This is a genomic window from Acidovorax sp. GW821-FHT10A04 (assembly GCF_059415825.1).
This window is the reverse complement of sequence record NZ_JBWKNZ010000003.1, coordinates 406,653-427,525: the sequence shown is the minus strand read 5'-3', so window position 1 is coordinate 427,525 and position 20,873 is coordinate 406,653. Positions and strand designations below refer to the sequence as shown.

Annotated in this window: 21 protein-coding genes; 4 read left to right on the top strand and 17 right to left on the bottom strand. The window is 69.5% G+C overall.

The features are described from left to right. From AC07PF_RS09620 to AC07PF_RS09610, 3 genes are read right to left on the bottom strand one after another with little or no spacing between them, the layout of a single operon-like run. Positions 1-2,217, bottom strand: a complete 2,217-nt coding sequence (locus AC07PF_RS09620; protein WP_494611685.1) for a xanthine dehydrogenase family protein molybdopterin-binding subunit — start codon at positions 2,215-2,217, stop codon at positions 1-3. After that, positions 2,214-3,215: an FAD binding domain-containing protein gene (locus AC07PF_RS09615; RefSeq protein ID WP_494611684.1), complete on the bottom strand. Its 1,002-nt coding sequence runs from the start codon at positions 3,213-3,215 to the stop codon at positions 2,214-2,216. Before AC07PF_RS09615 ends, AC07PF_RS09620 begins: the two co-directional genes overlap by 4 nt. Positions 3,216-3,217: 2 nt before the next feature. Beyond that, positions 3,218-3,859: a (2Fe-2S)-binding protein gene (locus AC07PF_RS09610; RefSeq protein ID WP_007855050.1), complete on the bottom strand. Its 642-nt coding sequence runs from the start codon at positions 3,857-3,859 to the stop codon at positions 3,218-3,220. A 140-nt stretch (positions 3,860-3,999) separates the two neighbouring features. Here AC07PF_RS09610 and AC07PF_RS09605 point away from each other — a divergent pair, with 140 nt between their 5' ends. Continuing rightward, positions 4,000-4,446, top strand: a complete 447-nt coding sequence (locus tag AC07PF_RS09605) for a winged helix-turn-helix transcriptional regulator (RefSeq protein WP_007855052.1) — start codon at positions 4,000-4,002, stop codon at positions 4,444-4,446. A 9-nt stretch (positions 4,447-4,455) separates the two neighbouring features. On the opposite strand, the gene AC07PF_RS09600 is transcribed toward AC07PF_RS09605, so the two are convergent. The 7 genes from AC07PF_RS09600 to gcl form a co-directional block, all read right to left on the bottom strand. Next, on the bottom strand, positions 4,456-4,947 hold the full coding sequence (locus AC07PF_RS09600; RefSeq protein ID WP_007855054.1) for an RrF2 family transcriptional regulator: 492 nt from the start codon (positions 4,945-4,947) through the stop codon (positions 4,456-4,458). A 34-nt stretch (positions 4,948-4,981) separates the two neighbouring features. Further along, positions 4,982-5,647, bottom strand: coding sequence for an alternative oxidase (locus AC07PF_RS09595; protein WP_007855056.1), 666 nt, complete (start codon positions 5,645-5,647; stop codon positions 4,982-4,984). A 148-nt stretch (positions 5,648-5,795) separates the two neighbouring features. Further along, positions 5,796-6,710, bottom strand: a complete 915-nt coding sequence (locus AC07PF_RS09590) for an O-acetylserine/cysteine exporter (protein WP_007855057.1) — start codon at positions 6,708-6,710, stop codon at positions 5,796-5,798. 125 nt (positions 6,711-6,835) lie between these two features. Continuing rightward, positions 6,836-8,116, bottom strand: coding sequence for a glycerate kinase type-2 family protein (locus tag AC07PF_RS09585; RefSeq protein ID WP_494611683.1), 1,281 nt, complete (start codon positions 8,114-8,116; stop codon positions 6,836-6,838). Then, positions 8,116-9,024, bottom strand: a complete 909-nt coding sequence (glxR, locus tag AC07PF_RS09580; RefSeq protein ID WP_494611682.1) for a 2-hydroxy-3-oxopropionate reductase — start codon at positions 9,022-9,024, stop codon at positions 8,116-8,118. Before glxR ends, AC07PF_RS09585 begins: the two co-directional genes overlap by 1 nt. Positions 9,025-9,043: 19 nt before the next feature. Next, the gene (hyi, locus tag AC07PF_RS09575) at positions 9,044-9,826 is read right to left on the bottom strand and encodes a hydroxypyruvate isomerase (RefSeq protein ID WP_494611681.1); all 783 of its coding nucleotides are present in this window, start codon (positions 9,824-9,826) and stop codon (positions 9,044-9,046) included. Positions 9,827-9,849: 23 nt separating this feature from the next. After that, complete coding sequence (gcl, locus tag AC07PF_RS09570; RefSeq protein WP_494611680.1) at positions 9,850-11,646, bottom strand: glyoxylate carboligase; 1,797 nt, start codon at positions 11,644-11,646, stop codon at positions 9,850-9,852. Between the two features lie 144 nt (positions 11,647-11,790). On the opposite strand from gcl, the gene AC07PF_RS09565 reads away from it, so the two are divergent. Then, on the top strand, positions 11,791-12,714 hold the full coding sequence (locus AC07PF_RS09565; RefSeq protein ID WP_494611679.1) for a LysR family transcriptional regulator: 924 nt from the start codon (positions 11,791-11,793) through the stop codon (positions 12,712-12,714). Positions 12,715-12,779: 65 nt separating this feature from the next. Further along, the gene (locus AC07PF_RS09560; protein ID WP_494611678.1) at positions 12,780-13,946 is read left to right on the top strand and encodes a pyridoxal phosphate-dependent aminotransferase; all 1,167 of its coding nucleotides are present in this window, start codon (positions 12,780-12,782) and stop codon (positions 13,944-13,946) included. A 6-nt stretch (positions 13,947-13,952) separates the two neighbouring features. On the opposite strand, the gene maiA is transcribed toward AC07PF_RS09560, so the two are convergent. From maiA to AC07PF_RS09530, 6 genes are read right to left on the bottom strand one after another with little or no spacing between them, the layout of a single operon-like run. Then, the gene (gene maiA, locus AC07PF_RS09555; RefSeq protein WP_494611677.1) at positions 13,953-14,606 is read right to left on the bottom strand and encodes a maleylacetoacetate isomerase; all 654 of its coding nucleotides are present in this window, start codon (positions 14,604-14,606) and stop codon (positions 13,953-13,955) included. Positions 14,607-14,630: 24 nt separating this feature from the next. Continuing rightward, positions 14,631-14,957: a non-heme iron oxygenase ferredoxin subunit gene (locus AC07PF_RS09550; protein ID WP_494611676.1), complete on the bottom strand. Its 327-nt coding sequence runs from the start codon at positions 14,955-14,957 to the stop codon at positions 14,631-14,633. Positions 14,958-14,968: 11 nt separating this feature from the next. After that, on the bottom strand, positions 14,969-15,439 hold the full coding sequence (locus tag AC07PF_RS09545; RefSeq protein ID WP_007855066.1) for an aromatic-ring-hydroxylating dioxygenase subunit beta: 471 nt from the start codon (positions 15,437-15,439) through the stop codon (positions 14,969-14,971). A gap of 1 nt (position 15,440) precedes the next feature. Next, positions 15,441-16,703 carry an aromatic ring-hydroxylating dioxygenase subunit alpha gene (locus AC07PF_RS09540; protein ID WP_145695852.1) on the bottom strand — a complete coding sequence of 421 codons (1,263 nt, stop codon included), beginning with the start codon at positions 16,701-16,703 and terminating at the stop codon, positions 15,441-15,443. Between the two features lie 47 nt (positions 16,704-16,750). Then, positions 16,751-17,803 (bottom strand): gentisate 1,2-dioxygenase, encoded by a 1,053-nt coding sequence (gtdA, locus tag AC07PF_RS09535; protein WP_494611674.1) that lies wholly within the window; start codon positions 17,801-17,803, stop codon positions 16,751-16,753. 17 nt (positions 17,804-17,820) lie between these two features. Then, positions 17,821-18,816, bottom strand: coding sequence for a 2Fe-2S iron-sulfur cluster-binding protein (locus AC07PF_RS09530; protein WP_494611673.1), 996 nt, complete (start codon positions 18,814-18,816; stop codon positions 17,821-17,823). A 142-nt stretch (positions 18,817-18,958) separates the two neighbouring features. Here AC07PF_RS09530 and AC07PF_RS09525 point away from each other — a divergent pair, with 142 nt between their 5' ends. Beyond that, the gene (locus tag AC07PF_RS09525) at positions 18,959-19,897 is read left to right on the top strand and encodes a LysR family transcriptional regulator (protein WP_494611672.1); all 939 of its coding nucleotides are present in this window, start codon (positions 18,959-18,961) and stop codon (positions 19,895-19,897) included. Here the strand turns inward: AC07PF_RS09525 and AC07PF_RS09520 are convergent. Beyond that, a complete protein-coding gene (locus AC07PF_RS09520) occupies positions 19,891-20,715 on the bottom strand; it encodes an IclR family transcriptional regulator (protein WP_007855079.1) in 825 nt (274 codons plus the stop codon). The genes AC07PF_RS09525 and AC07PF_RS09520 overlap by 7 nt on opposite strands. Between the last annotated feature and the right edge of the window lie 158 nt (positions 20,716-20,873).

The following is a 20,873-nucleotide window of genomic DNA, read 5'->3' as shown; positions in this document are numbered from 1 at the left end:
TCAGAGTAGGTGCTCCAGCCGGATCGGCAGGTCGCGCAGGCGCTTGCCCGTGGCATGGAAGATGGCGTTGGCGATCGCCGGTGCCACGCCCGTCATGACCACCTCGCCCAGGCCCTTCACGCCCAGGTGGTTGATGCGCGGGTCGGGCTCGTCGATGAAGTCGGCTTCGATGCTGCCGATATCGAGGTTCACCGGCAGCACGTACTCGGCCAGGTTGGCGTTGAGAAAGCCGCCGTAGCGCGGGTCCACCTCGCTGACCTCGCGCAGCGCGGCGCCGATGCCCCAGACCACGCCACCCTGCACCTGGCTGCGCGCAGTGCGCGGGCTGGCCACGCGGCCGCAGTCGGCCACGCTCACCACGCGCGGCACGCGCACCCGGCGCGTGTGGGGCTCGATGCGCACCTCCACGAAATGCGCGATGTAGCTGAAGGCCGCGAACTCCGGGTAGTGCGGGCCGGCCGCCGAAGGCAGGCCCTGGGCCAGCCGCGCATAGATCTGCTCGGGCTGGCCCGGAGCGCGGTGGCGGCTTTCCACCTCGATGAAGGGTGTGCGCGCGGCCTTCAGGATCTGCGCCGGCGTGCGGGCGCGCCGCGAGGGGTTGAGCGCCGCCAGCTCTGCCATGGCCTGCTCGGCCGCCTGGAGCGCTGCCGGCAGGGCCGTGGCCGTGCCCCAGGAGCCGGCGGTCAGGTGCTGGGGCACGCTGCGCGTGTCGCCCAGCACCACGCTGACCTGGCGCACAGGCACCTGCATCACGCCGGCCACCGTGTTGGCCACGGCCGTGCGGATGCCCTGGCCCATCTCGTGCCCGCCGATGTCGATGCGCACCCGGCCGTTGTCCGACACGCGCAGCCGCGCGATAGCTGGCGCCGTGGCCGCCTTGTAGGCCCCGGCGGCCACGCCCCAGCCGATCAGCGTGCCATCGGCCGCCTGCATGGAGCCGGGTGCCGGGCTGCGGCGTGCCCAGCCAAAGCGATCGGCGCCGCGCGTGAGGCACTGCGCCAGGTGGCGCGAGGAGAAGGGTTTGCCCGACTGCGGGTCGACCTGCGTGTCGTTGGCCAGGCGCAGCGCCACGGGGTCCTGGCCCAGCGCATGGGCCAGTTCGTCCATGGCGCTTTCGAGCGCGAAGCAGGTGAAGTGCTCCCACGGCCCGCGCATGAAGCCCGGCGTGTGGGTGTCGGTGCGCACCAAGCTCTCGCGCCCGCGAAAATTTGCACAGGCATACATGCTGGCCGAGATCTCGGTGCACGACGAAGGGAACAAATCGTGCTGCGAAGTCTGCTGCTGCACCTCGTGCGTGATGGCCTGCAGCCGGCCTGCGGCATCGGCCCCGAGCTGCAGCCGGTGCGTGCTGGCGGGCCGAAAGCCCGAGGCATGGAACACCTGCCCGCGCGTCACCCCCAGTTTGACCGGGCGGCCCAGCCGGCGCGCCGCCAGCGCCACCAGCACCGTGTGGCCCTGCAGCGAATTCTTCTGGCCGAAGCCGCCGCCGACCGAGGGCGAGACCACACGCACCTGCTCGGGCGCCACGGCCAACTGCCGCGCCAGGCCGTGGCGCAGCGCACCGCTGTTCTGCGTGGATTCGTAGACCGTGAGCGCATCGCCCTGCCAGTGCGCCACCGTGCCCAGCAGCTCGATGGGGTTGGCATGCTGGGCGGGGCCGCGGTACTGCGCCTCGATGCGCACGGGGGCTGCGGCATAAGCCGCATCCGCGTCGCCGCGCAGCTTGTCGGCAAAGGCCGGCTTGGGCAGCGGCAGGTCGGCCTGTGGGAGGGCTCGGTTGCCGGGTGCGGCGAAATCCACGGTGAACGGCGCTTCGTCGTATGTGGCGCGCACCTGCGCGGCGGCCTCGGTGGCCGCCTCCAGCGTATCGGCCACCACGATGGCGATGGGCTGGCCGCTGTAGGCTATGGCCGTGCCGGCCAGCGGCTGCAGGCTCTGCACGCCATAGCCCCCGCCCAGGATGAAGCCGGCCGAGGCCAGGCCCTGCACGTCCTCGTGCGTGAGGATGAGGCGCACGCCGGGCACGGCCTGGGCCGCGCTGCGGTCGATGGAGCGCACGGTGCCGCGGCCGATGCGCGCCACCGCGAGCATGGCGTAGGCCATGCCGGGCAGGTTCTGGTCCGTGCCGTAGCGCGTGGCGCCGCGCACCTTGTCATAGGCATCCACGCGCGCGGTGTCGGGGAATTCCCTGGGGGTCTGTGTTGTCGTCGTGGTCATGCCGTGCCTGCCCGTTCCCTGGCGATGAAGAGTGCGTCGGCCACCGTCTGGCGGCCGAGCTCGATGCGAAAGCCGCTGTGCTGCCCGGCCCGCGCATCCGCGAAGGCGATGGAGCCGGCGCGCAGCGCGCTCTCGCGCGTGAGCGGCTGGCCGAGCAGCGAATCTTCGGCCTGGCGCGCGCGCCAGGGCCGGGTGGCCACGCCGCCCAGCGCAATGCGTGCGGCGCGCACGACGCCGCCCTCGATCTGCAGCGCCACGGCGGCCGATGCCAGTGCGAAGGCATAGGACTCGCGGTCGCGGACCTTGTGGTACGTGGAGGCGCGACCCAGTGGCGAGGCCGGCACGCGGATGCGCGTGACCAGCTCGTCGGGGGCCAGCGTGGTCTCGATGTGCGGCGTGCTGCCCGGCTCGCGGTGCAGCGCCTCGATGGGAATGCTGCGCATGCCGCGCGGGCTGATGGTGTCCACCACGGCGTCGAAGGCCGTGAGCGCAATCGCCCAGTCGCCGGGGTAGACGGCATTGCAGGCGTCGCTGGCGCCCAGCAGGGCCTGGCCGCGGTCGGCGCCGTCGATGGCGGCGCAGCCGCTGCCGGGCTGGCGCTTGTTGCAGGGGTAGGCCTCGCCGCCGCGAAAGTACGCGCAGCGCGTGCGCTGCAGCAGGTTGCCGCCCACGCTGGCCATGTTGCGCAGCTGCTGCGAGGCGGCCTTCCACAGCGATTCGGCCAGCGCCGGGTAGAGCACCATGACGCGCGGATCGGCGGCCACCCGGGCCATGGGCGCGAGCGCGCCGAAGCGCAGCTCGGCGCCCGTGGTGTGGATGGCCGAGAGCTCGCGCACACCGGTGATGTCGATCACGGCGGGCGGCGCCATCACGTCCAGCTTCATCAGGTCGTACAGCGTGGTGCCGCCGGCCAGGAAGCGCGTGCCCTCGGGGGCTGCGGCCATGGCGCGCACGGCATCGGCCGCCGTGGCGGCGCGGGAGTAGGCGAAGGGGCGCATGCTCAGAACCTCCGCACCAGGGGGGCCGCCTGCTGGATGGCGCCCACGATGCCCACATAGGCGCCGCAGCGGCACAGGTTGCCGCTCATGTACTCGCGGATCTGCTCGGGCGTCTTGGCGTGCCCTTCGCGCACGCAGGCGATGGCCGCCATGATCTGGCCCGGCGTGCAGTAGCCGCACTGCAGCGCATCGTGGTCGATGAAGGCCTGCTGCATGGGGTGCAGTGCGCCGCCGGGGCCCTCGATGCCCTCGATGGTGGTCACCGCGCGCCGGTCGGCCTGCGCCGCCAGGGTGAGGCACGAGGCCACACGCTGGCCATCGAGGTGCACCGTGCAGGCGCCGCACTGGCCGTGGTCGCAGCCCTTCTTGGCGCCCGTGAGGGCCAGGTGCTCGCGCAGCGTGTCGAGCAGCGAGGTGCGCGCATCGACCACCAGGGTGACCGGCTGGCCGTTGACCTGCAGGCGGATAGGCAGCTCGTAGGCCGGGGCCGAGGCGGGCAGGGCCGGCGCGGCGGTGGCATCGGGGGCGATGCCGGCGGCCAGCGCGGCCGCCGCGCTGCCGACCACCATGTCGCGGCGGTTGAGTTCAATGCCGGCCAGGCATGGGGATGGGGTGCCTGCGGCGTCTGGGAAAGGGGGCTTCATCGTCGTCTCCTGCGGTGGAGCGGCCAGCCCAACAGCATGTATGGCCATTGGCTTTTCGCGGTGGGCCGGATCGTATGATCGGCCCGAGCCCATGGGAAGTAGGCACTTGAAAGTGCCTCACTTACCGCGCGGAAACCGCCATGACCCTGCCTGACACCAACTACGCCCACCGCCATCCACTGCACAAGCACCCGCCGGGCCCTACCGACCCGGAGCTCGACCGGCTGGTGCGCGAGATCATCGGCCGCGTGGCCGACAAATGGACCATGCTGGCGCTGGAGGTGCTGGCCGAGCACGGGCGCCTGCGCTTCACCCGCGTGGGCGAACTGGTGGGCGAGATCAGCCAGAAGATGCTGACCAAGACCCTGCGCCAGATGGAGGCCGATGGCCTGGTGGTGCGCACCGTGTTCGCCGTGGTGCCGCCGCGCGTGGAGTACGAACTGACCGAGCGCGGCCAGAGCCTGGGCGCGGCCTTCTGCGGCGTGTGGCTGTGGGCCGAGGAGCACCGCCAGGGCATCCTCGAATCGCGCCAGGCTTTCGAGGACGGCAGCAGCGCTGCAGCGGGTGGGAGCGAGCCTGCTTCCTGACGGCCGGGCTCAGTTCGGCCGTTGGCCCGTGCGGCTGTTGTCGCTGCCGGGCAGCGTGTTCCAGGTGATGGGTTGCCACAGTGCCAGCTGCGCCAGCGCGGGGCTGGTGTTGACCAGGTCGGCGATCGAGTAGCGGTCGAGCTCGCGCAGGAAGACCTCGGTGGCCTGCCGCAGGGCCACCTCCAGGCCGCAGCCGCCGGTCAGCACGCAGTGGTTGTCCTCACCCAGGCACTCGACCAGCGCGAAGTCTGCCTCCAGCCGGCGCACGACCTCGCCGAGCGAGAGCCGGCGCGGGTCGGCCGCCAGGCGCATGCCGCCATTGCGGCCGCGCACCGTGTCCACCCAGCCGGTCTTGCCCAGCGCCTGGGTCACCTTCATCAGGTGGGCCTGCGAGATGCCGAAGGCCTCGGTGATGTCGGCGATGGTCACCAGCGCATCGGTGCGGGAGGCCAGCACCAGCAGCACGCGCAGGGAGTAGTCGGTGAAAACGGTCAGGCGCATGGGACAGGGCGTGGAAGCATTGCGCCCGATTGTCTCAGTTGGCGTGTGGCTGGACTGCCGCGGTGCGGCCCAGCACATCGGCAAAGCCGTGGTTCACGTCGCGGTGGCCGGCTTCGTCGGCGCGCACGGCCAGCACCACGTCGCGCAGGCGGGCATCGGCGGGCAGCTTCCAGTAGGCGATGGCGATGTCGGGGGCGGGCACGTTCTCGACCCGGCCTTCATCGATTTCGGCCAGGTACAGCGTGTAGCTGACCACGGCCTGCTCCTCGAAATAGCCCACCAGGCGGTGCGCCGTGCGCGACGAGACCAGGTACAGCGCGAAGAAGCAGACGAAGAACACGGCCTGCGTGAGCAAAATCACCGCGCGCTCGAACCAGCTGGGCCGGGCGATCTCGATGAAGGTCATGAGGTGCATGCGCTCGTTCTCGGCCTCGTCGAGCAGGGTGCGGATCCAGCCCTCGTCGTCCACCATCCAGCGCAGGCAGCGCAGGTGCACGAGCATGCCGCCCACCATTCCGGGCACGGCGGCCACCGTCTCCAGCACGATGGCGCGGTTGCCATAGCGCTTGGCGAAGAAGGTGTCGGCAAAGAAGCGCAGCGCCAGGGTGATGGCCAGGGCCACGCGGTCGGACAGGCCGTGGGCAGGGTGGTGGGCATCGAGGCTGCGGGCGAAATCGGGGGTATGGGTATCGGTGGTCATGATGGCATTCCAGTGGTGGCGCTGGGATCGAAGGCCAGGTACCTGGATGGCTTGCTGTCTACCGCGCCGCGTAAACATGTATTTAATGTATATCTTTAAGTCAATGCTGTCAATGCAGCGGCGCCGCCCGGCCAGGGCGGCTCCCGCGTCAGCCTTTGGACTGCAGCCGCAGCCGTGCGAGCAGGGGCGCGCCGAACAGGTTCACGAACAGGCCCACCATGAGCAGGGCGCCCCCCGCGAAGTGCACCGGCTGCAAGGTCTCGCCGAAGGCGATCCAGCCCGTGGTCAGCCCCACCAGGGGCACCAGCAGCGTGAACGGCGCAACACGGTTCACGGGGTAGCGCGCGAGCAGGTAGGTCCACACCCCGTAGCCGAACAGCGTGGCGGCCCAGGCCAGGTAGGCCACCGAGGCGAACGAGGCCCAGCTGAAGCCCTGCAGGGCCTCCGATATGGCCTGGGGTCCCTCGATCAGACCCGACAGCGCCAGCAGCGGCAGCGGCGGCACCAGGCTGGCCCAGACCACGAAGGCCAACTGGTTCATCGGCCCGTAGCGGCCCACGGCGCGGCTCACGAGGTTGCCGCAGGCCCACATGGCGGCAGCCGCCACGGTGAGCAGAAAGCCCAGCAGCGGCATGGAGGCGCCATGCGCGCTGCCGATCAGCACCAGCCCGCCGGCGGCCAGCAGCAGCCCCGCGAGCTGGTTGCCCTGCCAGCGCTCGCGCAGCCACAGCACGGTGAGCACCAGCGTGAAGAAGGACTGCGACTGCAGCACCAGCGAAGCCAGGCCCGAAGGCATGCCCACATGGATGGCGCTGAACAGAAAGGCGAACTGCCCCACCGACATGGTCAACCCGAAGACCAGGTACAGCCGCAGCGGCACCTTGGGCGCCTTGAAGAACAGCAGCGCGGGAAAGGCCGCGAGCATGAAACGCAGCGCCCCCAGCAGCAGCGGCGGCACGCCGGCCAGCCCGACCTTGATGACGGCGAAGTTGACGCCCCAGACCAGGATGACGAGCAGCGCCAGCCCCAGGTCGCGCGGGCGCAGGGAAGCAGTTGGGGTCATGGGGCAACCCCTGGGGTTGCGGGAGGGGTGTTGGGGCAGGTCAGGCAGAGCATGCCGGAATCTTAGGCCCCCGGCCGCCAGCCCGCCATGCGCGCGCAAGACGACCGAGGATCAGAATCGGACATTCACTTCGCGTCGATCACGATGGCGCGGAAGTCGTTCACATTGGTCAGCGTGGGTCCGGTCACCACCGCGTCGCCGAGCGCGCCGAAGAAGCCATGGCCATCGTTGCGTGCCAGTGCATCGGCGGGCCGGATGCCCAGGGCCTGCGCGCGCTGCAGCGTGGTGGGGGTGAGCTGCGCGCCAGCGATCTCCTCCTGCCCATCCACGCCATCGGTGTCGCCCGCCAGCGCATGGATGCGCGGGTGGCCCTGCAGCGCCAGCGCCATCGACAGCAGGCATTCCACATTGCGCCCGCCGCGCCCGTCGCCGCGCACCGTGACCGTGGTCTCGCCGCCCGAGAGCAGCACGCAGGGCGTGGCAAAGGGCTGGCCGCGCTGCGCCACCTGCAGCGCAATGCCGGCCAGCACCCGGCCCACGTCGCGCGCTTCGCCCTCCAGCGCATCGCCCAGGATGTACGGGGTGTAGCCCGCCTGGCGGGCCACCTTGGCGGCGGCCTCCAGGGCCATCTGGGGTGTGGCCACCATGCGCACTTCGCTGCGGGCCAGGTGGGGGTGATCGGGCGGGGGGGACTCGCCCTGGCCCGACTCCAGCAGCGCGCGCGCCGCCGGTAGCAGCGGGATGCCATGGCGGCGCACGATGCCGAGCGCGTCGGCGCAGGTCGTGGGATCGCCCACCGTGGGGCCCGAGGCGATGTCCATGGGCGCATCGCCGGGCACGTCCGACAGCAGCAGCGTGAGCACGCGCGCCGGGTGGCAGGCCAGCGCGAGCCGCCCGCCCTTGATGGCCGAGAGGTGGCGCCGCAGGCAGTTCATTTCGGCGATGGTGGCGCCCGATTGCAGCAGCGCGCGGTTCACCTCCTGCTTCATGGCCAGGGTGATGCCGGGCAGCGGCAGGGGCAGCAGCGCCGAGCCGCCGCCCGAGATCAGGCACAGCACCAGGTCGTCCTCGCGCAGCCCGGCCACGCAGCCGAGCATGCGCTGCGCGGCCGCCATGCCGGCGGCATCGGGCACGGGGTGGGCGGCCTCCACGATCTCGATGCGCCGGCAGGGCACGGCGTAGCCATAGCGCGTGACCACCAGGCCCGAGAGCGGTCCGTCCCAGTGGTCTTCCACCGCGCGTGCCATCGCGGCCGAGGCCTTGCCCGCGCCGATCACCACCAGGCGGCCCGTGCCCAGGTCCTGCCAGGACGGCAGCTGCGGTGGCACGCACAGCGCGGGCTGCGCGCTGGCAACGGCTGCGTCGAACATGCGGCGCAGCAACTGCTGCTGGGGCGTGGCCGCCATCAGCGGGCCGGCGCCTGGCCGATCTCGAAATGCGCCAGGGTCTCCAGCGCGCGCACCAGGGCCGAGTGGTCCCAGGCCGCGCCGCCCTGCGCCACGCAGCTGTTGAACAGCTCCTGCGCCGTGGCGGTGTTGGGCAGGGCCACGCCCAAGGCGCGCGCGCTGGCCAGGGCCAGGTTCAGGTCCTTCTGGTGCAGCTCGATGCGAAAGCCCGGATCGAAGGTGCGGCTCAGCATGCGTTCGCCATGCACTTCGAGGATCTTGGACGAGGCGAAGCCGCCCATCAGTGCCTGGCGCACGCGCGCCGGGTCGGCGCCGGCCTTGGCGGCGAACACCAGGGCCTCGGCCACCGCCTCGATGTTCAGCGCCACGATGATCTGGTTGGCCACCTTGGCGGTCTGCCCGTCGCCATTGCCGCCCACCAGGGTGATGTTCTTGCCCATCAGCTCGAACAGGGGCTTGATGCGCGCGAAAGCAGCGTCCGGCCCGCCCACCATGATGGACAGCGTGGCGTTCTTCGCGCCGACCTCGCCGCCCGAAACGGGGGCATCGAGGTAGTCGCAGCCCAGGGCGTTGATGCGCTGTGCGAAGTCCTTGGTGGCGATGGGCGAGATGGAGCTCATGTCCACCACGGTCTTGCCCTTGGTCAGGCCGGCGGCCACGCCGCTCTCGCTGAACAGCACGTCTTCGACATGCGGGGTGTCGGGCACCATGGTGAAAATGATGTCGGCACGCTCGGCCACGCCGCGCGCGGTCACGCACTGGGTGGCCCGGCTTTCGGCGATGGCGGGAGGCACGCGGCCGCGGGTGTGCACGAAGAGCTGGTGGCCGGCCTGGATCAGGTGCTGCGCCATGGGCGCGCCCATGGTGCCCAGGCCGATGAAACCGATCTTGAGGGAGCTGGTGGTCATTGGAAGGTGTCCTTGAAAATCATGCGTGGGTCAGGGCCGTGCGCCAGCCCAGGCCGGCCTCGGTGGTGGTGGCGGGCTTGTACTCGCAGCCGATCCAGCCCGTGTAGCCGATTGCGTCGATGTGCTTGAAGAGCCAGGGGTAGTGGATCTCGCCGGTGCCCGGCTCGTTGCGGCCCGGGTTGTCGGCCAACTGGATGTGGCCTATGCGCGCCAGGTGCTTGCTCAGCGTGGCGGCCAGCTCGCCCTCCATGCGCTGGGCGTGGTAGATGTCGTACTGCACGAAGGCGTTGCCCGCATCCACCTCGTCCAGCAGGCGGAGCGCCTGGGCCGTGGTGTTCACGAAGAAGCCCGGGATGTCGTAGGTGTTGATGGGCTCGACCAGCAGTCGCAGCCCGGCCTGGCGCAGTGCCTGTGCGGCAAAGCGCAGGTTCTCCACCAGCGTGCGGTGCAGCAGCGCCGGGTCCGCACCTTCGGGTGCCTTGCCGGCCAGGCAGTTGAGCTGGTTCACACCCAGGGCCTGGGCATAGGCGATGGCCTGGGCCACGCCGTCGCGGAACTCGGCCTCGCGCCCTGGCAGGCAGGCGATTCCGCGCTCGCCCGCACCCCAGTCGCCTGCGGGCAGGTTGTGCAGCACCAGCTGCAGGCCATGGGCGTCGAGCTGGGCGCGGATTTCCTCGGCCGGCCAGGCGTAGGGGAACAGGAACTCGACGGCGGTGAAGCCGGCGCGTGCGGCGGCGCCAAAGCGGTCGATGAAGGGCAGCTCGGTGAAGAGCATGGTCAGGTTGGCGGCAAAGCGGGGCATGCGGGTGTCTCCTTGAATATTGTTCAGTCGAGCAATCCGGCGAGTTCCAGGCCGGCGCGGCCGCCAGGGTGGCGGCAATCGATGTCCTCGAACTCGTTGACCTTGTCGATCTCGGTGCCCATGGCGATGTTGGTGACCTTCTCCAGGATCACCTCCACCACCACCGGCACCCGGTGCTCACGCGCCAGGGCCAGGGCTTCGGTGAGGGCGCCGGCGATCTTCTCGGGGTCGGTCACGCGCAGCGAGCGGCAGCCCAGGCCCTGCACCACGGCCTGGTGGTCCACGCCGTAGCTGCGCAGGTCGCCTTCGCCCGGCGCCACGTTCTGGTTCTCGAAGGCCAGCTGCACGCAGTAGTCCATGTCGAAGCCGCGCTGCGCCTGGCGGATCAGGCCCAGGTAGCTGTTGTTCACCAGCACCTGCACATAGGGCAGGTTGAACTGCGCGCCCACGGCCAGCTCTTCCATCAGGAACTGGAAGTCGTAGTCCCCCGACAGCCCCACCACCGTGCGCGTGGGGTCGGCCGCCACCACGCCCAGTGCGGCCGGAATGGTCCAGCCCAGCGGGCCGGCCTGGCCGCAGTTGATCCACTGGCGCGGGCCGTAGACGTGCAGGAACTGCGCGCCCGCGATCTGGCTCAGGCCGATGGTGCTCACGTAGATGGTGTCGCGCGGCAGCACGGCATTCATCTCCTCGTACACGCGCATGGGCTTGATGGGGGTTTCGGTGAAGTGCGACTTGCGGTGCATCAGCGCCTTGCGCTCGGCGCAGCGGCCGGCCCAGTCGCTGCGGTCGGGCAGGCCGCGGGCATCCCGGCGCTCTCGCGCCACCTGCACCAGGAGCTGCAGCGCAGCGCGCGCATCGCTGACGATGCCGAAGTCGGGGTTGAACACCCGGCCGATCTGCGTGGGCTCGATGTCGATGTGCACGAACTTGCGCCCCTTGCAGTACACCTCGGGCGAGCCGGTGTGCCGGTTGGCCCAGCGGTTGCCGATGCCCATCACGAAGTCGCTGGCCAGCAAGGTGGCGTTGCCATAGCGGTGGCTGGTCTGCAGGCCGCACATGCCGGCCATCAGTGGGTGGTCGTCGGGCAGGGTGCCCCAGCCCATCAGCGTGGGGATCACGGGCACGCCGGTCAGCTCGGCAAACTCCACCAGCAGGTCCGAGGCATCGGCGTTGATGATGCCGCCACCGGCCACGATCAGCGGGCGCTCGGCAGCTTCCAGCATGTCCAGCGCCTTTTCCACCTGCCGGCGCGTGGCGGCGGGCTTGTAGACCGGCAGCGGTTCGTAGGTGTCGATGTCGAATTCGATCTCGGCCATCTGCACGTCGAAGGGCAGGTCGATCAGCACCGGACCGGGCCGGCCCGAGCGCATCAGGTGGAAGGCTTGCTGGAAGGCGCGCGGCACCAGGGCCGGCTCGCGCACCGTCACGCTCCACTTGGTGACCGGCTTGGAGATGGACTCGATGTCCACCGCCTGGAAGTCTTCCTTGTAGAGGCGGGCGCGTGGCGCCTGGCCGGTGATGCACAGGATGGGAATGCTGTCGGCGATGGCCGAGTACAGGCCGGTGATCATGTCGGTGCCGGCCGGCCCGCTGGTGCCCACGCACACGCCGATGTTGCCGGCTTTGGCGCGGGTGTAGCCCTCGGCCATGTGCGAGGCGGCCTCCACGTGGCGGGCCAGGATGTGGGTCAGCGACTGGCGCTCGCGCAGCGCGGCGTAGAGCGGGTTGATCGCTGCGCCGGGCACGCCGAACAACTGCGTGATGCCCTCCTTTTCCATCACCAGAACGGCGGCCATGGCGGCCTTCATTGTTGCCATTGCGGGGTCTCCTGTCAGGGGTTGAACAACTTGTGGACTGGATGCTCCGCCCAATGGCCACCGCCCGGAACCCGCATCCAGGGCATTAGCGTTATTCCCTTTTGGAATGCAATCGGCCGCCAGGCGCTGCCGATAATCGATTCCATGGATCGCCTTCTCGGAGTCAAACTGTTCGTGCGCGTGGTCGACCTGGGCTCGTTCAGCAAGGCCGCGGTCGAGATGGGCGTGGGCCAGCCCTCGGCCACCAAGCTCGTGGCCCAGCTCGAAAAGCAGCTGGGCTCGCGCCTGCTGCACCGCAGCACGCGCGGCGTGTCGCCCACCGAGATCGGCCGCCTGTACTACGACAAGTGCAAGCTCATCACCCACCATGTCGAAGAGGCCGAGACCGTGGCCGCGCTGCTGCAGTCGCAGGTGCAGGGCGGGCTGCGCATCAGCACCTCGGTGGCCTTCGGGCGGCGCGTGCTGGTGCCGCTGGTGATGCGCTTCATGCGCGAGAACCCGCGCCTGCAGATCGACCTGGTCTTCGAGGACCGCTATGTGAACCTGGTGGAGCAGGGCATCGACGTGGCCATCCGCATGGGGCGCCTGGCCGATTCGACGCTGGGCGCGCGCTACCTGGGGCTCAACCCCTGGGTGCTGGTGGCTTCGCCTGCCTACTTGGCGCAGCGCGGCACGCCGGCCACGCCGGAAGACCTGGCTCGGCACGATGCGCTGATCTATAGCACCGTACAGGGCGATGCGCGCTGGCATTTCAGCAATGGCACGGGCGTGGCGCATGCGGTGCCGGTGGCGGGCCCGCTGCGCTCCAACAACCTCTCGGCCCTGCTGGCGGCCGCGCGTGGCGGCCTGGGCATCGCGGCGCTACCGACCTACGTGGCGCATGGCTCGCTGGCAAGCGTTGCCGTCGTGCCGCTGCTGCCCGGCTGGACCCTGCCGCCGCAGGAGATCCATGCCGTCTACCCCTCGCCGCGCATGGTGCCGGCCAAGGTGGTGAGCTTCATCGAATGGCTGCAACTGCAGATGGGCGAGCGCTGGTGGGAGATACAAAGCGGCGATCAGGCACCTTGAAAAGAAGCTACCCTTGCAGTCCCTTCACCGATTTGCTGCGGGCATACCACCGCCGTTTCCTGACCATGCGTGAGACCATCCAGACCCTCGAACCTTCCATGATCCGCGAGGTCGCCAATGCCGGCCTGGGGCGCGACGATGTACTGGCCTTCTGGTTCGGCGAGAGCGACGAGGTCACGCCCGAGGTGGTGCGCAATGCCGCCATCGCATCCCTGCAGCGCGGCGAGACCTTCTACAGCCACAACCTGGGCCTGCCTGCGCTGCGCGAGGCGGTGGCGCGCTACACCAGCGCCCTGCACCCGGCGGTGGACGCGGGCCGCATCGCGATCACCTCGGGCGGCGTGAGCGCGCTGATGCTGGCCGTGCAGACCCTGGTGGATGCGGGCGACGAGGTGGTGGTGGTCACGCCGGTGTGGCCCAACCTGGTGGCGCAGCCGGTGATCCTGGGCGCGCGCGTGCGCACCCTGCCGCTGACTCCCGCCGACGGGCAGTGGACGCTGGACCTGGATGCCCTGTGCCGGGCCGTGACCGCCCAGACCCGGCTGCTCATCCTCAACGCCCCCAACAACCCCACGGGCTGGACGCTCACGCGCGCGGAGCAGCAGCGCATCCTGGACCACTGCCGCAGCACGGGCACCTGGATCCTGGCCGACGAGGTCTACGAGCGCCTGTACTACGAACCCACCGAGAACCGCTGCGCGCCGAGCTTCCTGGACATTGCCAGCGCCGACGACCGGCTGGTGGTGGCGCACAGTTTTTCCAAGAGCTTCCTCATGACCGGCTGGCGTCTGGGCTGGCTGGTGCTGCCGCCCGCGCTGGTGGACGGCATTGCCAAAGTCATCGAGTTCAACACCTCGTGCGCCAGCGTGTTCACCCAGCGCGCCGGCCTGGCCGCGCTGGAGCACAGTGCAGAGATCACGCCGCGCGTGGTGGCCCACCTGCAGACCTGCCGCGACACCCTGGTGCCGCTGCTGGCCCAGGTGCCGGGCGTGAAGGTGGCGGCGGCGCGCGGCGGCATGTACGCCTTCTTCCAGATCGAGGGGGTCACCGATTCACTCGCATTGGCCAAGCGCCTGGTGACCGAGGCCGGCCTGGGCCTGGCGCCGGGCAATGCCTTCGGCGCCGAGGCGCAGGGCTGGCTGCGCTGGTGCTTTGCCTCCCAGGACCCGGCGCGCCTGGTCGAGGGCGTGCGCCGCCTGCGCACCTGGTTGGAGGCCAACCCGGTGCGCTGATCCCGGCTACTGGGCGTCAGCCTGTTGGGACGGATGCGCCTGCTGGAAGGCCGGCAGCGCCTGGCAGCGCCCGTCGATGGCCACGAGCGTGGGGTAGGGCGACAGGTCCACCTCGAAGCGGCGTGCATTGAAGATCTGCGGCACCAGGCAGCAGTCCGCCAGGGTGGGCGTGTCGCCAAAGCAGAACGGCCCGGCGCCGCTGCCGGGGGTTGTGAGTTCGGTCTCCAGCGCCGCAAAGCCTTCGGCGATCCAGTGCTTGATCCAGTCGTTCTTGGCGGCATCGGCCACGCCCAGGGTACCGCTCAGGTACTTGAGCACGCGCAGGTTGTTGAGCGGGTGGATCTCGCAGGCGACCACCAGCGCAAGCTGGCGCACGCGCGCGCGGTCGGCCGCCGCAGCGGGCAGCAGGGGTGTGCCGGGGTACTGCTCTTCCAGGTATTCGAGGATGGCCAGCGACTGGCTCACGCGCATGCCGTCCTCGCCGAACACCGGAACCAGGCCCTGTGGGTTGATGGCCTTGTACTCGGGCTTCAGGTGCTCGCCCCCGTCGCGCACCAGGTGCACGGGGATCTGGGTGGCCGTGAGGCCCTTGAGGTTGAGCGCGATGCGCACCCGGTAGGCGGCCGAGCTGCGGAAGTAGGTGTAGAGAATGCGGTCCATGGCAGAGATGATAGTGCGCGGCTTTCAGCCCAGGGCCAGGTAAACCCGTCCAGCTTCGATGCGCACGGGGTAGGTGCGCACTGCATCGGTCACGGGCTGGCAGGTGGGCGCGCCGCTGCGCACGTCGAACTTGCCCTGGTGCAGCGGGCACTCGATCTCGTGGCCGTCCAGGAAGCCATCGCACAAGCGCGCATGGCCGTGGGTGCACAGGTTGTCGGTGGCGTAGACCGTGCCCTCCACGCCGTAGAGCGCGATGTCGCGCCCGTCGACGGCCAGGGCTATCACGTCGTCCTGCGGCACATCGTCGAACGCGGCCGCATCGGTCCATTGCAGGGTGGTGGTGTCGGTCATGCTGGAACTCTCTAGATGGGGTAGATGATCGAGTTGGGGATCATTTCGCTGTCGTAGACAACGAGCTTCTTCGCAAACTTCAGGCCTTCGGGCGTGCGCACCACCTCGTCGATGTAGCGCCCGGTGTTGAACACCGTGGACACCTGCGAGAGCTTGGTGCGCAGCACGGCGTAGTTGGCCTCGCAGTGGATGCGCTCGCCGTCGAGAGTCCGCACCACCGGCGCGCCGATGATGTGGCGCTGGTAGTAGGGGTCGTGGAACAGGGTTTCCTTGATGCCGTAGACCCGGTCCCGCAGCATGCCCTTGCTCTCGAAAGACAGCGTGGCCAGCGGAAAGCCACGCTCATGGTTCTCGCGCGGCTGCAGGCGGTAGCTGCAGTCGTCGGTGAAGAAGCCGGGCCACAGGTCCCAGTCGCCCGAGTCGACGGCGCTCGCGTAGTCGGCATAGAGCTGGGTCAGGGCGTAGTAGGTGGTGAAGTCCATCTCAGTCCTCCATCACTTCACGCCAATACTGGTACATGCCGCGGATCAGCGTCTCGGTCACCATGTGGTCGGTGTCGCCCACCTCGCGCCCGCCCAGTTCGGCCAGCGCACGGTGAAAAGGCTTTTGCTCGAAGCCCTGCTGCGAGAACTCGATCACCTCGCCATCGTCGGCCGAGACGAAACCCGCCGGGCCGAACAGGTTGGCCTGGCGCAGCCGGCGCTGGGTCATCTCCTCGGTGTCGTCCGCGAAGCCGAAGTGCGTCCAGACGAAGTCGAAGGCCCCATGGCCTGCGGGCTGGATGTGGCGCGTGGAGACGCTGTTGACCTGCTGCTGCAGGATCACGCTCGGGAACAAGGTCATCATCACCGCCGTGGGCCCGCCCCACCAGGGCTCGGGCACGATGTCGAGGAAGCGCGGGTCTTCGAGTTGCATGCTTTCCTTGAAGCTCGACACCTGCGTGACCTGGCCGGCCTTGCCGGCCTGGCCGCGCGTCGAGACCATGGCCGCGTGGCGGTGGCGCGCGTCCATCCTGAGCTCGCTCTTGTTGTCCGCGCGCCAGAGCCCGAAGGTCACGAACCAGGTGTGCAGCAGCCCGGGGTGGTAAGGGTCCTTGATGTTCTCCTGCATCAGCTTCCAGTTGCCGGGGATGCGCTGGCGGCTGTAGCCCAGCAGGGTGAGCTGGCGGCCGTTGAACAGGCGGTCGAAGTAGGCCAGGATCTCGGGGCCGAGGAAATCCTCGAACGGTTCCACGGAGTGGTCGAACGATGCGAACACCACACCGCCGCGCGTGGCCACCTTGAGCCGGTTGAGCCCGTGGTCGGCGGGGTTGAAGTCGGCCGGCATGCCGCCGTGGACCTTGCCGTCCTGCTTCACACCGCGGCGGAACGGTACGCCCTGCAGCTCGCCCTTCAAGGAGTAGTTCCACTGGTGGTAGGGGCAGACCAGCTCCTTGCGGTTGCCCGAGCGCTCGCGGCAGAACTGCATGCCGCGGTGGGCGCAGACGTTCTCGATCACGTTGATGCCGCCCTCGGCATCGCGCACCATGACGACAGAGCGTTCGCCGATCGCCGTGCGCTTGAAGTCGCCCGCGTTGGGGATCTCGGCCTCGAGGCCCACGTAGCACCAGTGCTTCTGGTAGAAGAAGCGTTCGAGCTCCTTGCGGTGCAGCTCCTCGTCGGTATAGACCTTGAAGGGCACGCGGCTGGTGCCCGGGCCCTCCCACCGTGCCTGCGCCGGGAAGATGGTGGCGGGTTCGTGGTTCATGCCTGTCTCCTTGCTTGTTTGTTTCTTATGGGGGTCGCGGGGCAGTGTCAGAGCCGCTCTTCGCGCCACAGGCCCAGGGCCTTCTGCACGGGGCGGTCCGAGTACGAGAAGAGCACGGTGTCGGCCCGCGCGCGCAGCGCCAGCGTGTGCCAGGATGGCACCACGAACACATCACGCTCCTCGAAGGGGTGGACCTGGCCCTCGATCTCGGCCTCGCCCCCGCCCTCCAGGCACACATACACCGTGCCATCGGTGCAGCGGCAGGGCCGGGTGACAAAGCCGGCCGGCAGCCTCTGGGCGAAGGTGCCCAGGGTGGGCATGGGCGATGCGCCCGTGGCCGGGTTCACGAAGCGCTGCTTGAAGCCCCGATGCGCATCGGGCGTGCCATGGGACAGGGCGAGCAGCGCCGCCCGCGTCTGCGCGTAGGGGTAGATGAACAGGCGGGTCGGATCGCCGGGCTGTGGCGCTGCCTCGTCCACGGGCAGCATGTTGGCGCCGTAGCGCGCCAGGGCGTCGCCCTCGGGCCGCTCCACGCCCTGCGACCGCGCAAGGGACTTTTCGGCAAAGCCCGCATCCAGGAAGCGCACCAGCGGAATATCGAGACCATCGAGCCAGACCACGGGCTCGCTGCCCAGGTTGCCATGGTCATGCCAGGTCCAGGCCGGGGTGATGATGAAGTCGCCGCGGTGCATGGTCACGCGCTCGCCGTTCACTGCCGTGTAGGCGCCTTCACCGTCGAGCACCAGGCGCAGGGCAGACTGGGTGTGGCGGTGCGCGGGCGCCACCTCGCCCGGCAGGATGAGCTGCAGCCCCGCATACAGCGACTGCGTGATGCACGACTGCCCGCGCAGGCCCGGGTTCTCCAGGATCAGCACGCGGCGCTCGGCCTCTTCGGCGCTGATCAGCCGGCCCGCCTCCATCACCTGGTCGCGCACCGCTGCGTAGGACCAGCGGTGCGGTACGGCGGGCGAGCGCGGCCGGGGCGGCACCAGCGCGCCCAGCACCTCCCACAGCGGGGTCATGCTGTCGCCACCGATGCGCTCGTAGTAGGCCTTGCGGGCGGCCAGGGTCTCTGCGGAATGGGTGCGGGGCGGTTCCATGGGGCTTCCTTGTGCGTTCAGGTGCCACTGGCGTAGAAGGCGTCGGCATACACGTGCTCGGGCAGCACGCCCAGGCGGCGCACCAGCAGCGCGGTGGCCTCCACCATCGGTGGTGCGCCGCACAGGTAGGCGCGAAAGCCGGCCAGTCTCGGCCAGTCCTTGGCGATGGCCTCGGTGACCAGGCCCGTGCGGCAACCCGGCACGCGTCCCGAGGCCAGCACGGTGTGCACCGTGAGGGCAGGGTGCTCGCGCTGCAGCGCGGCCAGCCAGTCCATGCCGTAGACATCGCGCTCCGAGCGCACGCCGAAGTACAGGTGCACCGGGTTGCGCATGCCGGCCGCGAGCGCACCGCGCACGATGGACAAAATGGGCGCCAGGCCCGTGCCGCCCGCCACGCAGAGCATGGGCCCGTCGTGCCGGCGCCGCAGGTAGGCGGAGCCCAGTGGGCCGCTCACGCGCACCGCGTCACCCACCTTCAGCTCCCGGGCGATGTAGCCCGTCACGCGCCCCTCGGGCACCAGCCGCACGTGGAACTCCAGCCCGCCATCACCGGCCAGGCCCGCCATCGAGTAGGGGCGCACATGCGCGGGCGTGAACTGCAGCTGCGCGTACTGGCCCGGCGAGAAATCGAGCGGCTTGGCTGGCAGCAGCCGCAGGCGCTTGATGTCGTGGGTGGCATCCTCGATGGCGAGCACGGTGGCCTTGAGCGTGCGCGCGGTGTGCACCACCACCTCGTCGGGCTCGGCGATCTCTACCGTGCAGGGCTCGGTCACGAAGGTCTGACAGGCCAGCACATAGCCGGCATCGCCATCGGTGGCAGCGCCCAGGGGGCGCTGGGCCTCGCGGCCCGATTCAAGCACCTCGCCTTGCACCACCTTGCAGCGGCAGGTGCCGCAGCGCCCTGCCATGCAGCTGTACGACACGGGCACGTCGTTCGCGCGCAGGGCCTCCAGCAGATTCACGCCGGCCGTGGCGTGCAGGGTGCGCCCCAGCGGGCGGACGTGGATTTCCATCGTGCGTTGTCTCTTCTTCGTTCTGGATCGCGGTGCTCCCTGCGGGAGTCATGGCCGCGATGATCCGGGCCCCTTGAAAATCAGTCAACGCAATGGGGTGAATGTTGAATATCATTGAAATCAATATTCATCGGGGCAGGCCATGGAGCTCAAGGACATCGATCTCAATTTGCTGGTGGTCTTCAACCAGCTGCTGGCCGAGCGCAAGGTCTCCAAGGTGGCCGAGAACCTGGGCCTGGGCCAGCCGGCGGTGAGCAATGCCCTGGCGCGCCTGCGCCGGCTGTTCGATGACGAGCTGTTCCTGCGCACCGCCAACGGCATGCAGCCCACGCCGCTCGCCGAGCAGCTGGCCGAGTCGGTGGGCTATGCGCTGGGCATGATCCATGGCGCGGTGAATGCGCGCAACGCCTTCGATCCCGCCAGCAGCCAGCGCAGCTTCACGGTGGGCATGACCGACATCGGGGAGATCTATTTCCTGCCGCAGCTCATGCAGCGCATCGGCGAGCTGGCGCCGAGCGTGGCCATCAGCACCGTGCGCAACACCGCGGTCAACCTCAAGGACGCGATGGAGGCCGGCCAGGTGGACCTGGCCATCGGCCTCCTGCCGCAGCTCAAGGCCGGCTTCTTCCAGCGCCGGCTGTTCGAGCAGGACTACGTGGTGCTGCTGCGCCAGGGCCACCGGCTCGCGCAGCGCCGGCAGTTGCGTGCGGTGGACTTCTTTGCGGCCGAGCATGTGGCCGTCGTCTCGGCCGGCACCGGCCACGGCCAGGTCGACGAGATCCTGGACAAGCATTCCCCCGAGCGGCGCGTGAAGCTCAAGGTGCCGCACTTCGTGGCCATCGGCCACATCCTGCAGTCCACCGACCTCATCGCCACCGTGCCCGAGCGCCTGGCCGGGCGCATGGTGGAGCCCTTCGGCCTGGTGGCGCGCCCGCACCCGGTCAAGCTGCCGCGCATCGCCATCAACCTGTTCTGGCACGCCAAGTACCACAAGGACCCTGCGAACCAGTGGCTGCGCACCCTGGTCTTCGACCTGCACTCGGACTATGCGGGCCGAGCGCAGGGGGCGGCGCTTCAGTAGCGGTCGTCCTCGTCGCTGCCATTGCCCCAGGTGCCGACATTGGCCGACTTGAGCAGCGGCGAGGCCTGGCCCGCCATGGCCAGCTCGTCCGCCGCGGCCATGAGCTCGGGGCCGAAGCGGGCCATGCTCTTGGCCGTGAGCCGAGCCGAGGGGCCGGCGATGACCAGCACGCCCGTGGTGGGCTCGCCCTTGCGGCGCACGGGGGCTGCCATGGAACTCATGCCGGGCGCATAACCATCCTGGATCAGGCTGTAGCCGCGTTTGGCATGCGCGCGCAAGGCCGTCTGCAGCGCCTTGAGCGTGGTGGGCGCGTTGGGCCCGAACTGGCGCGGGCTGCCCAGGCCCTGTTTGGACACGCGTGCGGCGGCCTCGTCTTCGGGCAGGGTCATGAGCCAGGCATGGCCTGCGGCGCTGCACGACAGGCGCAGGTCGATGCCCATGTCCGGGTCGTACAGCAGGCCCGACTTGGCGCCCTGGGCCTTGGCCACCAGGGTCAGCCGCTCGCCGTCGACGATGGCCAGGCGCACGAGTTCCTCGGTGGTGCGCGCGAGCCGGTCGATCACGGGCTGGGCGATGTCCACCACGCCCGAGCGGCTCAAAAAGCTCAGCCCCATCGAGGCCATCTTGGTGGTGAGCGCGTAGTCGCCCTTGTGCGGCATCTGGCGCACGTAGCCATAGCCGATGAGCTCGTGCAGCGTGCGGTGGCAACCGCTGCGCAGCATGTTGAGCTCGGTGGAGATGCGCGCCAGCGCCACGCCATCGGGGTGCGCGACCAGGTATTCCAGGATGGCCAGGGATTTTTCGAGCGCTCCGCTCATGGGGTCTCCTTCGGGTGGATGGCCACGATCATACGCAGTCTTTCAGAATTTGAATGAGTTGTAAATGTTGAATGACGTTCAGAAAATGCGAATACCATGCGCCGTCGCACCGCGAAGAACGCCCCGTTGAAGGCGCGCCGCAGCGATCACCTCCCAAG

Excerpts from the sequence above, each read along its gene's own strand:
- AC07PF_RS09620 (WP_494611685.1), bottom strand. The coding sequence starts at position 2,217 with ATGACCACGACGACAACACAGACCCCCAGGGAATTCCCCGACACCGCG.
- AC07PF_RS09615 (WP_494611684.1), bottom strand. The coding sequence starts at position 3,215 with ATGCGCCCCTTCGCCTACTCCCGCGCCGCCACGGCGGCCGATGCCGTG.
- AC07PF_RS09610 (WP_007855050.1), bottom strand. The coding sequence starts at position 3,859 with ATGAAGCCCCCTTTCCCAGACGCCGCAGGCACCCCATCCCCATGCCTG.
- AC07PF_RS09605 (WP_007855052.1), top strand. The coding sequence starts at position 4,000 with ATGACCCTGCCTGACACCAACTACGCCCACCGCCATCCACTGCACAAG.
- AC07PF_RS09600 (WP_007855054.1), bottom strand. The coding sequence starts at position 4,947 with ATGCGCCTGACCGTTTTCACCGACTACTCCCTGCGCGTGCTGCTGGTG.
- AC07PF_RS09595 (WP_007855056.1), bottom strand. The coding sequence starts at position 5,647 with ATGACCACCGATACCCATACCCCCGATTTCGCCCGCAGCCTCGATGCC.
- AC07PF_RS09590 (WP_007855057.1), bottom strand. The coding sequence starts at position 6,710 with ATGACCCCAACTGCTTCCCTGCGCCCGCGCGACCTGGGGCTGGCGCTG.
- AC07PF_RS09585 (WP_494611683.1), bottom strand. The coding sequence starts at position 8,116 with ATGGCGGCCACGCCCCAGCAGCAGTTGCTGCGCCGCATGTTCGACGCA.
- glxR (WP_494611682.1), bottom strand. The coding sequence starts at position 9,024 with ATGACCACCAGCTCCCTCAAGATCGGTTTCATCGGCCTGGGCACCATG.
- hyi (WP_494611681.1), bottom strand. The coding sequence starts at position 9,826 with ATGCCCCGCTTTGCCGCCAACCTGACCATGCTCTTCACCGAGCTGCCC.
- gcl (WP_494611680.1), bottom strand. The coding sequence starts at position 11,646 with ATGGCAACAATGAAGGCCGCCATGGCCGCCGTTCTGGTGATGGAAAAG.
- AC07PF_RS09565 (WP_494611679.1), top strand. The coding sequence starts at position 11,791 with ATGGATCGCCTTCTCGGAGTCAAACTGTTCGTGCGCGTGGTCGACCTG.
- AC07PF_RS09560 (WP_494611678.1), top strand. The coding sequence starts at position 12,780 with ATGCGTGAGACCATCCAGACCCTCGAACCTTCCATGATCCGCGAGGTC.
- maiA (WP_494611677.1), bottom strand. The coding sequence starts at position 14,606 with ATGGACCGCATTCTCTACACCTACTTCCGCAGCTCGGCCGCCTACCGG.
- AC07PF_RS09550 (WP_494611676.1), bottom strand. The coding sequence starts at position 14,957 with ATGACCGACACCACCACCCTGCAATGGACCGATGCGGCCGCGTTCGAC.
- AC07PF_RS09545 (WP_007855066.1), bottom strand. The coding sequence starts at position 15,439 with ATGGACTTCACCACCTACTACGCCCTGACCCAGCTCTATGCCGACTAC.
- AC07PF_RS09540 (WP_145695852.1), bottom strand. The coding sequence starts at position 16,703 with ATGAACCACGAACCCGCCACCATCTTCCCGGCGCAGGCACGGTGGGAG.
- gtdA (WP_494611674.1), bottom strand. The coding sequence starts at position 17,803 with ATGGAACCGCCCCGCACCCATTCCGCAGAGACCCTGGCCGCCCGCAAG.
- AC07PF_RS09530 (WP_494611673.1), bottom strand. The coding sequence starts at position 18,816 with ATGGAAATCCACGTCCGCCCGCTGGGGCGCACCCTGCACGCCACGGCC.
- AC07PF_RS09525 (WP_494611672.1), top strand. The coding sequence starts at position 18,959 with ATGGAGCTCAAGGACATCGATCTCAATTTGCTGGTGGTCTTCAACCAG.
- AC07PF_RS09520 (WP_007855079.1), bottom strand. The coding sequence starts at position 20,715 with ATGAGCGGAGCGCTCGAAAAATCCCTGGCCATCCTGGAATACCTGGTC.